The organism is Domibacillus iocasae (assembly GCF_001750285.1).
GTDB lineage: Bacteria > Bacillota > Bacilli > Bacillales > Domibacillaceae > Domibacillus > Domibacillus iocasae.
Genome location: NZ_MAMP01000020.1, coordinates 284,475 through 301,559, shown reverse-complemented (window position 1 = coordinate 301,559; position 17,085 = coordinate 284,475). Strand labels below are relative to the sequence as shown.

13 protein-coding genes are annotated in these 17,085 nt (G+C 43.4%); 6 read left to right on the top strand and 7 right to left on the bottom strand.

Features of this window, described 5'->3' with window-relative positions; genetic code table 11:
* Positions 1-70 precede the first annotated feature (70 nt).
* Positions 71-472, top strand: a complete 402-nt coding sequence (locus BA724_RS08450; RefSeq protein ID WP_069938220.1) for a hypothetical protein — start codon at positions 71-73, stop codon at positions 470-472.
* A 148-nt stretch (positions 473-620) separates the two neighbouring features.
* On the opposite strand, the gene BA724_RS08445 is transcribed toward BA724_RS08450, so the two are convergent.
* The 5 genes from BA724_RS08445 to BA724_RS08425 all read right to left on the bottom strand — a co-directional run bounded on the left by BA724_RS08445 (position 621) and on the right by BA724_RS08425 (position 7,599).
* Positions 621-1,733 (bottom strand): LSm family protein, encoded by a 1,113-nt coding sequence (locus BA724_RS08445; protein WP_069938219.1) that lies wholly within the window; start codon positions 1,731-1,733, stop codon positions 621-623.
* A gap of 419 nt (positions 1,734-2,152) precedes the next feature.
* A complete protein-coding gene (locus tag BA724_RS08440) occupies positions 2,153-5,806 on the bottom strand; it encodes a cupredoxin domain-containing protein (RefSeq protein WP_069938218.1) in 3,654 nt (1,217 codons plus the stop codon).
* A 15-nt stretch (positions 5,807-5,821) separates the two neighbouring features.
* The gene (locus tag BA724_RS08435) at positions 5,822-6,118 is read right to left on the bottom strand and encodes a hypothetical protein (RefSeq protein ID WP_069938217.1); all 297 of its coding nucleotides are present in this window, start codon (positions 6,116-6,118) and stop codon (positions 5,822-5,824) included.
* Between the two features lie 27 nt (positions 6,119-6,145).
* On the bottom strand, positions 6,146-6,754 hold the full coding sequence (locus BA724_RS18840; RefSeq protein ID WP_245676175.1) for a hypothetical protein: 609 nt from the start codon (positions 6,752-6,754) through the stop codon (positions 6,146-6,148).
* 80 nt (positions 6,755-6,834) lie between these two features.
* On the bottom strand, positions 6,835-7,599 hold the full coding sequence (locus BA724_RS08425; RefSeq protein ID WP_069938216.1) for a hypothetical protein: 765 nt from the start codon (positions 7,597-7,599) through the stop codon (positions 6,835-6,837).
* Positions 7,600-8,091: 492 nt separating this feature from the next.
* Here BA724_RS08425 and BA724_RS08420 point away from each other — a divergent pair, with 492 nt between their 5' ends.
* The gene (locus BA724_RS08420; protein WP_069938215.1) at positions 8,092-8,565 is read left to right on the top strand and encodes a hypothetical protein; all 474 of its coding nucleotides are present in this window, start codon (positions 8,092-8,094) and stop codon (positions 8,563-8,565) included.
* Between the two features lie 107 nt (positions 8,566-8,672).
* Here BA724_RS08420 and BA724_RS08415 read toward each other — a convergent pair whose 3' ends face one another.
* Positions 8,673-12,320, bottom strand: a complete 3,648-nt coding sequence (locus BA724_RS08415) for a multicopper oxidase domain-containing protein (protein WP_069938214.1) — start codon at positions 12,318-12,320, stop codon at positions 8,673-8,675.
* Positions 12,321-12,887: 567 nt separating this feature from the next.
* Here BA724_RS08415 and BA724_RS08410 point away from each other — a divergent pair.
* The 4 genes from BA724_RS08410 (at position 12,888) to BA724_RS08395 (ending at position 15,059) form a co-directional block, all read left to right on the top strand.
* Positions 12,888-13,442, top strand: coding sequence for a hypothetical protein (locus BA724_RS08410; RefSeq protein WP_069938213.1), 555 nt, complete (start codon positions 12,888-12,890; stop codon positions 13,440-13,442).
* A 147-nt stretch (positions 13,443-13,589) separates the two neighbouring features.
* Positions 13,590-14,009: a hypothetical protein gene (locus BA724_RS08405; RefSeq protein WP_083256142.1), complete on the top strand. Its 420-nt coding sequence runs from the start codon at positions 13,590-13,592 to the stop codon at positions 14,007-14,009.
* Positions 14,010-14,014: 5 nt separating this feature from the next.
* The gene (locus BA724_RS08400; protein WP_069938212.1) at positions 14,015-14,464 is read left to right on the top strand and encodes a hypothetical protein; all 450 of its coding nucleotides are present in this window, start codon (positions 14,015-14,017) and stop codon (positions 14,462-14,464) included.
* 16 nt (positions 14,465-14,480) lie between these two features.
* Positions 14,481-15,059, top strand: coding sequence for an SCO family protein (locus BA724_RS08395; protein WP_245676174.1), 579 nt, complete (start codon positions 14,481-14,483; stop codon positions 15,057-15,059).
* A gap of 748 nt (positions 15,060-15,807) precedes the next feature.
* Here BA724_RS08395 and BA724_RS08390 read toward each other — a convergent pair.
* On the bottom strand, positions 15,808-16,995 hold the full coding sequence (locus tag BA724_RS08390) for a DHH family phosphoesterase (RefSeq protein ID WP_069938211.1): 1,188 nt from the start codon (positions 16,993-16,995) through the stop codon (positions 15,808-15,810).
* Positions 16,996-17,085: the final 90 nt, after the last annotated feature.

The window sequence follows — 17,085 nt, the reverse complement described above, 5'->3', positions numbered from 1 at the left end:
AATTTGACGAACGATTGATGTAGGTTTATCCCTTTTCATCTAGAAATATGTAGAGGAAAGGGGGAGTTGGATGGAAGAATGGAAATCATTATTGGTGGAACGAGTAAGCAACATTATTACGAGCAAACGAACGACTAACTTTGAGGAAGCTGCTTTATTGTTTGAGATGCGCTTTAATATGTTAACCACGGAAATTGTAGAAAAAGATGCTTCTGTAATTAAGATTGATAGATATGACGGAAAAGGCGCTTCTTTCTCTATTCTCCATTATCAATTAGATTTACTGAAAACGGATAAGGCTATTGAAGTTAGAATAGGCACGGAAAGCAATTTGGAGACGATAGCCGAGGTAAGATTCGAAAATGGCTTTGCTGTTGTTGAAGTGAACACGGTTAATAAAAAGCATTATCTAAGTGAAAAAAGCATCGATGCTTTGTTTAAAAAAGCCTTTTCTGTATTGACTAAGGAATAAAAAGCACCTTTATGAAGGTGCTTTTTATTTGGATTAATGGATATCAAAGGAAAATATTGAAAATAAACATCCTGTTATTTCTATTTAGATGATGTGTTTAATGGAAAAATAACGGAGTAAGAAAGGACCCCAGCTCAAAAAGTTTATATTATGTCATGATAAAACATATTGAATCAAAAGGTACTGTTTTTCGTTCTTCTTCTGCCGTGACAATTGTCAGCGTTTCCTCGTCAACCTCATGCACAGTACCTTTTATTTCTTCTTTTAAAAGAAGGATCTTTACTTTTTTATCTACAAGGTGAAATAAAAAGACAGGCAGCGTCATCTTGAAAAAAATATGAATTAATTCGGGAGAAGAAGCGACGGTTTCTCCAAAATTAAATGTTAGTGATCTTCGCAGACAGGGATCAATATTCAGTAATGCCGGCTCATTGGCGGGCCGGACGAAGTGGTTACTAGACTTAATGAAGTGTACTTTCGACAGTGGAATGATGATGTCGGTTTCTTCTTTCTTTAATAAAACAAAATCACGGCCGACAACGTAAACACGTCCTTCTACCTTTTGTTTTTCGTTGATATCAACAATCTGTTCATCAACAAGAGTATTAGCATTAGGGGTTTCAGTAGTACTAACCAGCTTTTCATCACTTCTAGTACGTATTTTCTTCTTGTTTTTTCTTTTCGGTAACTTTCTACTGATTACTTTCCTGGCTTTTCTTCTTTTTACACTTGCTTTTTTCCTTCTGGATGATACGTTTCTTTTCTTTTTTCTTTTCTTTTCTGGCTTCACTGGATGAACATCGGGAACCTTGATTGAAGTTTCTTCAGTTGAAATTGTTTTCTGTTCTGTTTTACTTTCGTTAACTTTTAACACTTCTCCTGTAGGTAATGTGTTTTCATTGGTCTCCGCTGTACCGTCTAATGGAGCATTGTCTGTGTCTGTCAGAGAAGCATCCTCTTCATTTGTACAATCTATTACGACCTCTACCCATTGATTGATTAATCCTTCAAATGCTTTCATTGTTCTTTCATCCAACCGTTCATTTGCTAAGGCTAAATCCAGCAGCAGCTCGTTTGCAGCATCAATTAATGCTTCAAGTTCCCGCAGCTGTTCTTCTGGAAGACATGAAAATGGGGAAGGAAATTTAGGTGTTTCGAGCCGTTCTGGGCAGCAGTCTTCAGGGATGCAAAAATTATCAGGTGCGCCCGGAGGAACAAATTCCGGACAACCAAAACCGTCAGTAAAATCTTTTTTATTCATTCAATCACTTCCTTTGTAATGGAGATGAAGTTTTTTTGTATCCTAAAGAAATCCATGATGTCATCTTAAGAAGTCACATCCATTCCTATAAGCAAAAACATCGGTCATGTATAAATATTTTATGTAGTAGTTCGCTGGTGGTACCTAAAGGAGAGATTGATTAATTAGTCAGGTTAGCTAGTTAAATACAAAAAGAACCCTCACTTATTCGTAAGAGAGGGAACGGCATAAATAGTATTACGCTTATAAAAAGCAGGCATTTAAAAAATCGCTATACTTTTAAATATTCCGCCTGCTTTTTCAGAAAAATAAATCGCTATGCCGTTGAACGTAAATTCGCCCGCTAGGAGAAAGATTCTTCAGCATAATGATTTACGTTTAATAGGAACAGGGGAAATGCGGGTTCCTCCCCCTGTTTGTCATTCTTCTAAGAGAGGCAGGTGCGCCTGGATGTCAGCGTGGACACGAATGATGCCCCACATTCCCTGTTCAATGTCCCAACGGATGTTGCCGGATCGGTACATATAGTCTCCAGGGTAGTTAAAAAGGCCGCCTGCTCCGCCGATAAGGAAGAGATCATCTGTCGAACCTGGAACCATGTGACCGACAAATGAGACACTACGGGAAAATACATCCACTGGATTGAACTTCCATGAATGGCCATGGATATGGAAGGTGTGTGCTCTTCTGCGTTCAGATGGATCTGTCAATCGAATCGTAACAGGATCACCCGGATATGCTTCAAAAACAGGTGTTGCCGGATCACCGAATACTTTTGAACTGAATAAATCGCTCAAAACAGGCCGCTCCCTGAAGCGGTTAATGAGTCTTTCCGTTCGATAGTTAAAGCCGCGTGAGCCGTTATCATATGTGTCTACGATGTCTTCTTCCTCAGCCTCCGCTGCAGGAATAACACCTGCCATAGGGTCAACAATTAACTGGCCATGCTTATCAACGAGCCGTACACCATCATGCATAATCAAGACAAATTCTCTTGTGTCGGGTAAAAGTGGATTTTTAAGAATCACATTTGTGCCGGTTTCAACGGGTTCAAGCGTTGTTGGGTCATGGTAGGTTGTAAAGCGTGACTCTGCGATAAAAGCGCCGAACGTGCCGAATGAACGGTGATTTCGTAAATCCGCCATATCCCACATGGCACACGTCCCAACATTCTCTTGGACATGCCAGCGATACGTAATGGTTTCACCAGGTCCGACCGTTTGATCCGGATTAAATCCTACCGTATCACCACTGGACGTGGTGATGTCATAATCAAGCAGGCTGGGGTGCAGAGAAATCCTCAGTGAAGGAGGGTAAAACGCCTGCTCTTTTACCGGTGGATAAGGATGAATCCCATCAGGGAACGGAAACAAATCGAATTGAAGCCTGCTTGTTAAGGTGACCTCCACAAGATCCCCGGAATTTCCTCTCAATACGAGAGGCTCTGGATTCTTTTTTCCGTTAAGAATGTCTTCCACGTCTTCTTCGAGGGCAAAAATGATGCCGAATGGGTCATGGTCTCCAAAGGAATTATAAACAATCGGTGTTTGAAAGGCGACAACATTAAAGCTTCGGAGCACTGCATCATGAGATAGTTCAGGCGGCAATGTACTCTGCGGGTCGGCAGGAGCGGGAGGCTTTCCAGTTTTCTTCGGCAGCGGCTTTGTCCTCATCGGGGGCAGCGGCCGGTCAGACAGCGGAATTAGATCTCTCACTTGTTGATCAAACGCGCGAATTAACCCCCACGTACCGTTCCAGACATCTTCTTCATCTTCAAAAGCCCATAAATAATCGCCTGCGCTTGGAATGTCCATTTCCAGCGTATAAGACTCTGCGATGCCGATGTGCTGCTGGTCTCTTAGGACAGAATCGTTGTCAGGATGTTCTGATTTCCACTTTAAGCCGTGCAGGTTAAAGCTATGAGATTCCTCATGGGCCCCCTGCAAGAGCCGGATGCGAATAGGATCACCTTCGTAAGCCTTTAAAATCGGGGTGACGGGATCACCGTTGACGAAAGAGCTGAAGGAGTACGCGGGATCGCACTCTTTCCCCAGCCGGAATTGTAAAGGTTCATTTTTATAGTTGACAGCAAAGATTCCCGGGTCATCCGATGAGCCAGGAAAATCTGGAGGTTCAATCGGGCAGCCGTCTTTATCAAACAGCAAAGTGAAATCCTGAACAAATAAAGCAAAATCCCGGAAGTCAGGAATAATTGGGTTTGTAACAGTGACTTGGGTTCCACGGTCTGTTTCTTCACCTGTTCTGGAATCCAAAAATTTAGAGAAGCGCGGCTGAACGACGCCAGCACCGAACACCCCATGCTGCTGGTAAGCAGCCGGGAATAGATGATCGTGAAAGAAAAAGGCTTTTAATTCGGTTTCAGCAAACCACTCATACCGGATCGTCTCACCGGGCAGGACCGAGCTGTCATAATTCCAGCCCACATTTGAGGCATCTGAGACGAGAATATCGAATTTTACGAAGTGGGTATGAAGTCCTGTTTCATATGTTCGTGTTACCAGCTGGAAGGCATCTCCGTCGAGAACATGCGGCGCCCGGTTTGTAAAGTTTATTCTAATACATGACCCTGCTTCGATCTGAAGCACAAGCGGTTCCGGCTCTTTTCTCCCAGACAGGACATCATCAAGATCTTTATCAAGAACAAAAAACCTTCCTTTTGGGTCATTCCAGCCCTGTTTGTTATAAACAAGGGGCATTTCAATGATAGACACATCAAATTCTAAGACAACGGGGTTCCCTAGGCACGCATCAACAAAAACCGCTCCTGGTCTTGCGTTTGGCACAGCGGCATTTCGTTCAAGTTCCGTCATTTCTCTGCCGCCGACAATGCCAAGGGGAGGCCTTGGTGCTTTGCATCCAACCTTGCCGGGAATAAAATTAGGAAACCCCGGTTTTTCTTTTGTTGGACGCGGCGGGCAGGGCCGGTCTGGCAGCGGCTGAAGAGGGGCAATCGGCATGCCATTCGGATAACACTGACTGCCGTCCTGAAGCGTATCAAAGATGCGGTTGATTCCCCACATCCCTGCTTCAAAATGCGGGTATAGGTGACAGTGAACGATCACATCCCCAATAGCGCCATGCAAGCTCCCCAGACCATACAATGGCTGCACGTTGTAGTGAGACTGAGGGCTAATGGCCTGGACATCCAGCAGTTCAGAATGGATATTACTGTTATCTTTCAGCCACTCATGTAAATGATAGTGCCACGTGTGTGTTTCTTTCACTCCTGCATGAATAAGCCGGAACATAGCAGGGTCATTTCTATAGCCGCGCATAATCGGTGTTGCGGGATCGCCGAACACCCATGAATCATGGTGAACTTCTTCACCATCAAGATCAGGATTGACAACCCCTTCCTCGATTAGCCTTTTCCGATTGTAGAGCGGTTCAATGCGGTAATTGACTCCGTGAAAGGAATCGACATCCTGACCGGTGACTGGATGTATGGGCCTGTTGCCGGTTAAATCGTCAACTTCCATTTCATCGCCGAAAAACCAGGCATACTCCCTGAATGAAGGCAAAAATGGATTATGAATATCAGCGAAAGCACCGCTGTTCAACTTTCCGCCCGTAACCGGGTCCGTCCACCATGAGCCTCTTTTTTCAACAAGCAACGCACCGTAAAGACCTTGAAGGCTGAAGCCATCTTCTGTACTGGACACATTGCCGAGATCCGTGAAATAGTAAATACCTTCAGTAGCTGCATTAATTCTATAAAAAATGGTATCTCCACTATCGGCTAACGAACTTGGGTTCAGCCCGACATTCGCCCCGTCAGACGTTAAGACATTATAATCGGCTTCCTGAAAATGCATACCCGCCGCAATAGGGAGTTGATTTTCAAAAAGAATCTCGACAATGTCTCCTTCATTCGCCCGGATCGTAAGAGGCTGTACTAATTCCACAGGGGTAAAAGGATTTTTGCGTACAAGCTCTTTTACTGTTGATTCGTTTTCTTTTAACACGTACATTCTACCGTCCGGATTATGGTCGCCAAAATTATTAACGACAATCCGGATCGGAATGGCAACAACATGATAACGCCTGATCATCGCTTTCCCTCCTCGCTACGCCATATCGTTTAACGCAGGAATGCGCGGCCCACCGGGAAATTCTATATAAAACACTTCAATATTATGGATGTGAACCAGCCACGTTCGGTTTTCTAATTGCGCAAAATGTGTTGTTTCGACCATCAGCTCTATGTGATCTTCGATGAGCGAAACGATTTGACCGATAAGCATAAACGGGTAAGAAGGTGTCAGGATAAATACCTTAAAGCCGATTCCTTCCCTGAAGTGATCTTCAAGAGCCGCGTCATGAATAGCATTAATGGATCGGAAAGTTGAAAAGTTATTGTGCATCCTGTTACACTTCCTTCCTTCTGAGTCTTAGGTAAGCGGGAATCTGGTGTTGCAATCAAAGCCTGGTGTTAACTGAGCGATTTTTTCTAACGGAATGGACAGGGGTGTTGGGAATTGAAAGAAGGGAGCATTCAATATTTTAATGGTAACCGGATCAATAGTGAGATGGCCTGCGCCCACGTCGACGATCGGTCCGCAAAAAATCGGCCTAAATGTTTGGCCTAACAAATTTAACTGTGTTGCTTCGGTAACAATTAATACACTTTCTCCCATCAATCTTGTCAGCTCTCTTACAAATTCATCATCATTCAAGTCCTCAAAGTCTTCAAAGTCATCGTCATCATCATCATCGTCATCATCATCATCGTCATCATCGTCATCATCGTCATCATCATCATCGTCATCATCGTCATCATCGTCATCGTCATCGTCATCATCATCATCATCATCATCGTCATCTTGCCTGTGATCTTCTTCGTTGTTGTTATGCTCGCGGCCGTCATAGACACCGTTATTGTCTGATTTCTCGTTTTCTTCAGAAATTAAGTCATCCTCTGGTTTCTCGGTTTCTTCCAGAATGGAGTTGTCCACTCGTGCCTTCTCATCCTTTAGCTTCTCGCTGGGTGATTGCTTCATCGTATCGCTCCTTTACCGGGCAATTACTGCCCAAGATTTCTGTTCTCATGGTGAAAAGAATGAAGAAAAGAAACAGACCGTCATTTAAAAAGTCCCTGAAGAACACTCCTGCTGAGTATTGGTATCAGACTAGAAAAACGTATGCTGTGAATGGAGGTAATATTCTTTATTTCCATTTCAGTTTTCTTATTAAAGAAAGAAATATGGAGTTTTTCTTGGTCTGCATCGTGGATTTTACCATGTAATTTTTCCTGGCCGGTTTGGATTTTCATCCAAATGGCTTTCCATGATCGTAAATTAGTGAATAAAGATTCTTCATAAAAAAGCTGAATTAATACATCCCGCTTGGATACCGTTTCGCCAAAGTTAGAAAGCAGCTTTTGTTTTAAATTGTTATCATAAATAAAATTCTGATGGGTGTTTGAAAAAGTCGGTACTCCTGTGGGGATATTAGCGGATTCAATGGCATGATAAGGAATCCAAATCCGTTCCCTCAGGTTGGTAACCATAACAAAATCACGGCCAATTGCACTCACCTTGCCAAGTGTCTGCAAGATTTCATTACCGCTTCTTGAATAGATGATTACTTGCTGGTTCCTCTTCATTTTAAAAAATCTTTTCAGCATTAATGGCTTTCGTTTTTCAGGAGCCGCGTTCGTTACATTCAACAGGTTCGCCTGTTCCATGTATTCATTAAAAATCCGTATTTCTTCAGTAGGAGTAGCCCCGGGAGGTGATGTTATACCGTCACTTGTTTCATATATCTCATCTTTGATTCTTTGCTCACGCCTCCTTTTCTCCAGTAATATGGGAATATACTGGTCAAGTCGCATGCGGGTTTTCATCGCATTCTCCCCCTCGCGTAAAACTACGCAAAATTATATGCCCTTAACGCTTAATTATTCTTATTTTGTTTGGACCTTTTTATTATCATGATAATTACTTTTTGCCCATTTGGTTTCTCATTCAATGCCGGCTGCTTTCATCATGTATAACGCGGGAAAGGGGAAAGAACAGAGGGACATGAAAGTGACTTTCTGTTTTTTTATTGCATTTTCTCTGACTTTTCTTTAGTGGATGCCATGAAACAGGCTTTACCTATATCTTTTAAGGGATCGATTCAATTTTCACTTTCATTATTAATATAAAAAGAGGCTTTAGCTTATCCACATATACGAGCCGAACATAAAATGATAACAGGCTTATAAAAGGAAATTGATGCAGTAAAGTAAACGATTTTTAAAAGGAAACTCAGCAAAGCAATGCGAGAATCCTTGCACTGGTAATCTAATATAAGCCCAATCCATGTAACCTTAAAATGAAAGGGGGGGGAGATAATGAGTACAATGCATTGTCAATGTGATGAGTGTAAAAAGCATCGTTTGCATCATAGCCCTTGCGGCTGCAAAGATGGTTTTAAGAACGAGGGTTTCCAACGGCATGACCAGCACTCTTTTTCTTTTCAACATGACAACCAACTGAATTTTCATAACGGGTGCCGTAATTGTTTTAAAGAACGGATGAATGACCGTTTTGAAAATAGACGTCTATGTGATGAACAATTCCGCATTCGTTTAGGCGGCTTAAAAAGCGGCATGGCATTCCAAATGCGCCAACTAATGGATAGTAACGTCAAAATCATGTTTGAAGAAGGAGGCAGTATCCAGGGGAAAGTTCATTTTGTTGGAACGGATTTTTTAGAGATGGTGCTGTTAAGTAAAAAAGGCAAGAACAAATGTGACTGGGAGAAAAAGCATTTCTATATTCCGTTTGATAAAATTAAATGGGCTGAACGAATAGAGAAGATGTAAATATACGTTATAACATGCTTCATCAAAAAACGATGTTCCGTTTAATGAACATCGTTTTTTACTGATTAGAGAAATTCAAAAACGAAACTGCTGGATGCAATCGAATGTCAACAGTCTAAAATAGGCAAGTGGGGTTGTACTTTATCATGAACCCGGATGATTCCCCACATTCCTTGCTCTATGTCCCAGCGGATGTTGCCGGATCGATACATATAGTCACCTGGATAATTGAACATACCGCCTGCACCCCCGATTAAAAATAAATCTTCCGTTACACCAGGCACCATATGGCCTGCATAGGAATCAATTCGGGCATCAATGTCTTTTGGATCGAATTTCCAATTATGGCCGTGAAGGTGAAAAGTGTGTGATCTTCTGCGTTCCGATGGATTTGTGAGGCGGACGACGATGGGCTCACCCGGATACGCTTCAAAAACCGGTGTGGCCGGATCTCCATGTACTTTTGAACTAAATAAATCGCTTAAAATAGGCCGTTTTTTGTAGCGGTTAATCAGTCTTTCCGAACGATAGTTGAAACCGCGCGAGCCATTATCATAAGTATCCACTTCCTCGTCCGGCTCTGATTCTGGAATCACACCCGCGAGTGGATCGACAATTAACTTGCCTTGCTTATCTAGGAGACGAATACCATCATGCATAATTAGAACAAATTCTCTGAAATCACCATTAAGCGGGTGTCTGAGAATGACATTTGTGCCAGTTCGGACAGGATCAAATGTCATTGGATCAAGGTAAGTCGTAAACCGCGGCTCCGCAATAAAAGCACCAAAAGCACCGAACGAACGATGGTTTCGTAAATCCGCCATATCCCACATCGCACACGTTCCCATATTTTCTTGTACGTGCCAGCGATACGTAATGGTTTCACCAGGTCCAACGGTTTGGTCGGGATTAAATCCCACCGTGTCACCGCTAGAAGTAGTCACATCATAATCAAGCATGCTGACGTGCAGCGAGATTCTCAGGGATGGCGGGTAAAACCCCTGTTCTTTTACCGGCGGGTACGGATAAACCCCGTCCGGAAACGGAAATAAGTCAAATTTTAGCCGGCTGGTCAAGGTGACCTCGACCAGATCGCCGGAATTTCCTCTTAACACGAGTGGCTCTGGATTCTTTTTACCGGAAAGAATATCGTCCACATCTTCTTCCTGGGCAAACACAATACCGAATGGATCATGATCTCCAAAAGAGTTATATATGATGGGCGTTTGAAACGCGACAACATGGTACCTCCGGATCAGCGGGTTATGCACTGCTTCAGGCGGCAGTGTGCGCTGTGGATTGGCGAGCGCCGGCGGTTTTCCGGTCACTTTAGGCAGCGGTTTTGTCCTTGGCGGAGGCAACGGCCGGTCCGGCAGCGGAATCAAATGATTGACTGCTTGATCAAATGCACGGATCAATCCCCACGTACCGTTCCAGACATCTTCTTCCGTCTCAAAGGCCCACAAATAGTCTCCCGCCCTCGGAATGTCCATTTCAAGTGTAAACGATTCTGAAATCCCAATATGCTGCTGTGAGCGGAGCTGCGAATCATTGCTCGGGCGCTCTGATTTCCATCTTAACCCATGCACATTAAAGCTGTGTGATTCTTCATGGGCACCCTGCAGCAGCCGGATGCGGATTGGATCTCCTTCATACGCCTGCAGTATAGGGGTGATGGGGTCTCCATTCACATAGGAGCTAAAAGAATAAGCCGGATCGCAGTCTTTTCCGAGCCGGAACTGCAGTGGCTCGTTTTTGTAATTGACCGCAAAAATGCCGGGATCATCCTGTGAGCCAGGAAATGGCGGTGGCTGAATCGGACAGCCGTCTTTATCAAAGAGCAACGTGAAATCCTGGACAAACAAAGTAAAATCGCGATAATCCGGAATAAGCGGATGGACAACAGTAACCTGTGTTCCATGATCTACTTCCTCGCCGGTTCTTGAATCGAAAAATTTGGAAAATCGAGGTTGAATGATGCAAGAGCCAAAAACCCCATGCTGCTGGTGAGAGGTCGGGAATAAGTGGTCATGAAAGAAAAAGGCTTTTAATTCTGTGTCGGCATACCATTCATACCGGCCAGTCTCACCCGGCAGAATAGAACTGTCATAGTTCCAGCCCACATTTGCGCCGTCAGAAACAAGAACATCAAATTTGACGAAATGGACGTGAAAGCCGGCCTCATAGGTTCGTGTAACAAGCTGAAAAGCGTCTCCACCGAGAATATGAGGCAGCCGGTTTGTAAAATTTATTCTAATGCATGACCCAGCTGGCGCATGTAAGACAAGCGGTTCGGGTTCCTTTTTTCCAGAAAGGATATCATCAAGGTTTTTATCTAAAACATAGATTCTTCCTTTTGGGTCGTTCCAGCCTTGTTTGTTATAGACAAGGGGCAGCTCAATCACAGACACGTCAAACTCCAGGACAACCGGGTTTCCCAGGCACGAATCAGCAAAAACTGCTCCCGGCCTTGCATTGGGCACGGCGGCATTCTTTTCAAGTTCCGTCATGTCCCTGCCGCCGACAATGCCAAGCGGGGGCCTCGGTGCTTTGCAGCCAACCTTTCCAGGGATAAAGTTGGGAAACCCGGGTCTTTCTTTTGTTGGACGCGGCGGGCAAGGGCGGTCTGGCAGCGGTTGAAGGGGGGCAATCGGCTGGCCGTTTGGATAACAATGGCTTCCGTCTTGAAGCGTATCAAAGATGCGATTCATTCCCCACATTCCGGTTTCAAAGTGAGGATAGAGATGACAATGGATGATTACATCTCCAATGGCCCCTTGCAGGCTCCCAAGACCGTATAAAGGCTGAACATTATAATGAGACTGAGGGCTGATTGCCTGGGCATCTACAATTTCCGAATTGATGTTACTTGAATCTCTCAGCCATTGGTGCACATGGTAATGAAACACATGCGTTTCTTTTGAGCCTCCATGAATAAGGCGAATAATTGCTGGATCGTCCCGGTACCCGCGTAAAATTGGTGTCGCGGGATCGCCGAATACCCATGAGTCATGGTGTACTTCCTCGCCTTCACTCTCAGGGGCCACTACGCCTTCTTCAATCAGCTTAATCCGATTATGCAGCGGCTCATAGCGATAATTGACGCCGTGGAAAGATTCTGTGTCTTGATTCGTCACTGGATTGATCGGCCGATTGCCGGTTAAATCATCCACTTCCATTTCATCGGTAAAAAACCAGGCATATTCTCGAAACGAAGGGAGGAAAGGGTTATGAATATCTGCAAAAACGCCGCTGTTTAACGGGCTGCCCGTTACTGGATCGGTCCACCAGGAACCTCTTTTTTCAACGAGCAATGTACCGAAGAGGCCTTGAGTGCTGGAACCTTCTTCCGTACTGGATACATTGCCAAGGTCGGTGAAAAAACAAATTCCTTCCTGCATAGCACTGACTCTGTAAAGAATGGTTTCCCCGCAATCCACTAATGAACTTGGATTGTAGCCCACGTTCGCTCCGTCTGACGTTAACACGTTATAATCAAGATCCTGAAAATGCATGCCTGTCGCAAAGGGAAGCTGATTTTCAAAAAGAATTTCGACAATGTCTCCTTCATTCGCCCGGATCGTAAGCGGCTGCACGGGTTCCACCGGAGTAAATGGATTTTTGCGGACAAGCTCTTTTATTTTTGCTTCATTTTCTTTCAGCACATATATTTTTCCGTCCGGATTATGGTCGCCAAAATTATTAACGACGATTCGGATCGGAATGGCAACTACATGATAACGCCGTATCATCGCGTTTCCCCCTCATATCGTTTAATTCTGGAATTATCGGCTCTCCTTAAAACATCTTTTCAGCATTAATGGTTTTCGTTTTTCCGGAGCAGCTTTTGCTATGTTCAATAGATTTGCATGTTTCATATACCTCATTTTCGTTTCTTTTTTCACGCTTCCTTTTCTCTAGCAATACGGGAATATACTGATCCTTCCTCATGCGGGTTTTCACTGTATTCTTTCCCTCGCGTAAAACTACGCAAAATTATATGTAAATAAGGCTTAATTATTCTTATATGAAGAAGATTGAATCACAGAGTTCCTTAACTTATATCAGTTTAAAAAGCGATGACTGCTCACTTAAATTTAATAAATTTTTCGAAATTGGTTGTACGACTTATACCACCTTGTTCATGAATTCATACGATGTATAACCAAGTAAAAAAAACAGCTTGAGGCTTAAAGACAGGGAGGCAAAAAGAGCTCATGAGCAGTTGGCAGTGTTACCACTGTAAGTATGAGAACGATCCTTATATAAAAAACTGCAAAAGGTGTAATGCGCATCACTATTACGAGGAGGAAAAACAAGTGGAGTACGAAGAGAAAAAGCATAAGAAAGTTTATACATCTGGTCCTATTGCAATGGCTAACAGAGAAGGAGTCAAGGCTGTACAGGATTTATGGGTATCTGTTACAAACTTTAGCAAGCATCCCGTTACTGTCAAAGTAGAAATGTTTAACTGGGGTGATCCTGCTGTATCTGCCGGATTAACAACTGTGCCACTTGGAATGTCTGTTCCAATGAATGCCATGTCTGTACCGGTTATGCCCGCAGAAAACGCTGAAATTCATGGATCTCAAACAAAGCACTTTTTTGCTGACTTATTAGCAACGGGACCTTTATCTATCTCTGTATTTTCATATGAAATCCGTGTAACCGTCATCAGTGATGATTGCGAAGACCAAGTCATTTTTAACGCTGCTTTTTACAGCACTGAATTAGAAGATCCAGAAGAAACCGAAGAACCGGAAGAGCCGGTTGAGGAAGAAGAGGAAGAGGAAGAGGAAGGTGGACTGCCGCCTCGTCTGGAGGCTTTACTGCTGCACAAAGACTTTATGCTTCTGGAAGAATCGGACTACTGAATCAAGATATTATGTCAGGACCCCGGGGTTTCCCGGGGTCTTATTTTTGATTATGGAAGAATACTGTAAAAGCAGCTGTGTATCCAGAGAAACAAAAAAACAGTCTCACTTTATCCGCTTATTCATATGTTAAGGTGGGGTGTTAATATGGAGATGTTTACACTGTCTGGTTTTGTCTGCCTTGATATATTCTTATACGTTTGTTTTTTTATTTATTTATCTCGAAAAAGAAAGCTGATTGGGTTTCAATTGGGGATGAATATCAGCCAGGTGATGGGAGGGATGGCAGCCCTGCTGTCTGGCATCGTACTCATTTTAGAATTTCCCTTTCATTTTACTTTGATTACCATCGTTTCTACGATGATAGGCGTCCTTACAGGGGCACTTTTTGGGCTGCTCTTTGATTATCAGACTTTTATAACAGGCTTAACGAATGGAATGATGGTCGGGCTGATGTCTCCTATGATTGGAACGGTGTTAGATGCGCCGGACCAAATTATTTGGCTGGTGCATGGTTTGTTTTTTGCTTGCCTGATTTTGGTTATGATATCCATTCAAAGGTCGTGAAGTGTATGATGCTGATCGTTCTTTTATTCATTTGGAGTGTAATGGGTTTCTTAAGCACATACCATACTTTTAAGCAAAAGCGGGTGCTCTTTGATGATCATTTTACAATGACCATCTGTATGGTGGCAACAATGGCCACATCATTTGTTTTTTGTCTTTACCTCATATTACTTCTCCCTGATTTTCAGGTAGTATCTGTTTCATTTGGTTTATGGATTGGCTGGAAAATTGGATCTAAGTTGAGAAATCCGGCTAAGCTGAACGGTTTGTACAATGGAACAATGGGCGGAATTATGGGGACGATGCTTGGTGCTGTCATACAAAATCCAGCTTTATGTAATATTCCGATTAAATCAGAAGCAATGATTTCGAACAATATATATGTCATTGCTTTTTTTGCTGCCTGTCTATATACTGTTGTGCTGATTTTGATTCGGTATTCATTTCGAGTGTAGAGAGGAGAAGAGGCAGGTGAAACAAGCTGGAATTGTTGTGTTGATCGGTGTAGTGTGTATCGCTCTCTATATGTTTTGGTCCTCTTTTTCGGAACTTCCAAAAAATGGAACGGTGGAGGGAGCTTCGCTAGAAGAAGTTAGCGGTAAAGAATTTTCAGTAAACGGCCAGCCAATGCTCGTGACGTTTTTTTACACAAAATGCCCAGATGTTTGTCCGTTTACGATACAGGACTTGAAAAAGCTGCAAAGCGTTTTAAAAGAAAAAGGCATAACAGAAAATCAGTATTCGATTCTATCCGTTACACTTGATCCGAAGCACGATACGGCGAAAACCATTTTGCAGTATAAAGCAGCATTTGATATAACCTCTTCTAACTGGCTGTTTCTCCGAGGTTCTGAGCAAGAAATAAAACGGTACGCGGAGCAATTTAACATGTTTTATGAAAAAAGTGGGGAGGGAAGTATCACACATTCAACATCTATGTACTTAGTGGATTCAAAGCGCCATATAAGAGCCCGGCACGATATGGCAACCGGCACTGAAAGAGTAGAGATCGAAAAAGTAGCTGATCACCTCATTCAACTGCTAAAGTAATACATTCTCAATACTTATATAAATTGAATAAAGATTCTTACTTTAGAATACAGTGCAGTATGAGCTAGTGTGTTTCGTTTCGGTGCAAGGATGATCACCGATTTGTTTTGGAACCCATCTGGCCAAACAATCGTTTATGTGCGCAGGCATGATTCGGTCTTGTGGTTTTTTTAAAACAGGGATCGGACTTCGCTTTCCGCGGGCAGTGCGGCAGCTTCCTCGGCTGCGCCTGCGGGATCTGCCGATTCACTGTACGTCCCGCAGGAGTCTTCATCCGCCAGGCTTTACCAAGTGGTCTTGAAAAGCAGTGCGTGTTCAAGCTGGTGCGTTTTGTTCTTTTGGGGCATCGTTTCGTTTTAAATCGAAGCCTGCCAGCCTGCACTTTTCTTCATTATCCTTACTTGTCAAAACGCAGAGGCGGAGGGGTGGGGCGCAGACTCCAGTGGGACTAGCGGGCCGGATAAGGTCGGTGCAGCCGTAGAGCGACGGAAACGGGCTCATCGCCTGCCCTATGGTGCGCGAAGTCGTACGCCCGACGCCCATTTTGGCTCCTGTCAAAAGCAGCAGTAAAAAATGGTGATGAGGCTGGTTTTTGTTAGGCCGGCCGCTCTTTAGAGGAGTGGATCGATTACCATATGATAGAAGGAAAGTGATAAGGTCAATTTATATATAATTTTAAAGAACGATTTATTAAGTATGCCAAAAGGTCAAAATCCCTTTATAATGAGGAAAAACCCGTTATGTCCTCTTATTTAGCTTTTGCCTTCCGCACACTATCCATCAAATAATTGACAAATACCTCGTCCCGAACCAGCCATGCGGAATACCGCCGTTTTAAGAACGTTTCTCCCTCCAAAAAGCTTGTAAAGGTTTCAGGAAGAGTGGTGCGATTGTACTCAATTTTCCATTCTTGTTCCTGAGTCGGATAAAGAAGAAAGAGTTCTTCCTGCCGGTTTTCATATAAAGAACCAAATGAATTATTTTTCATATTATATCGATTTCGTTTCGCATCTTCCTTTAGCGGCTCAAGATTAAACGTCTCTGTCACAAATTGACGGAAAGCATCAGCCGTTAATGAACATCCGGCGGCTTTTGCATGTCCGCCGCCGCCAAAAAAGCCCGCGGTTTGAGAGACATCTACCGAATCATGTGCGGTCCGGAAGCTGATTCGCTTACTGCCAGCATTGACAATGGCAATGTAATCAAGGTGAGGGCAGTCTTTGCTTAATTCATTCCCGAGTTCAGAATGATACGATTCGGCAAACACAATACCGGCAAATTGGTTTTCAATCGGTGCCTGCACAAGTTCCCGCCTTTTCCGGCGAATGTACCGCTCCGTTTTTCTTTCTTCCATATCCAATATTTTTTCCTCAAACTCATCAAAGAAAAAACGGTCGCCCGTTTTCAGCCGGGTTATCATTTTTTCTTCAAATTCATCAATCGAAAGTAAAAAGAATAGGGCATTCAGCCTTTTTGCTTTTTCATTGCCGAACTTTTCCCATTCCCACGTATCATACTGCCTGACGAGTTCAACAAATTCGGCAGTCACGGCAGAAGGTGCTAAATGTTCATGCGTCAGCAAATAATCGTAAAATAAAGAAGTGGCCGAGGCTAAACGTCCTTCTTCTTCCTCAACGGCCACGTGGCCCCATCCATAGTTATTCAAATGAAGGGCGGTTTTATGATGATCCAGCAGCTGGACTTTCCCGCCTGTTTGATAAAACTCATTGAGCTTTTGTTCATTTTCTTCGTTGACGGATAAATCGGTAATAAACAAAAACGTGCTTGAATCCCCGTTTTCCAAAAACCATTCGACTTCCTGATTCAACCCGGAAATGGAGTTATAGCGGACGCTGACATTTGAGCCGAAAGCAAGCTTTGCTAAAATCCCGCAGGAAACCCCATCCAGATCATTATGGGACAACAATTTGTACATTTTTTTCACCTCAGAACGTAGTATGGAACCAACAGGTGAAAAATATTGAAAAGCGGGTCGTCTTTCTTGTATGGTATGCCACCTTTTATT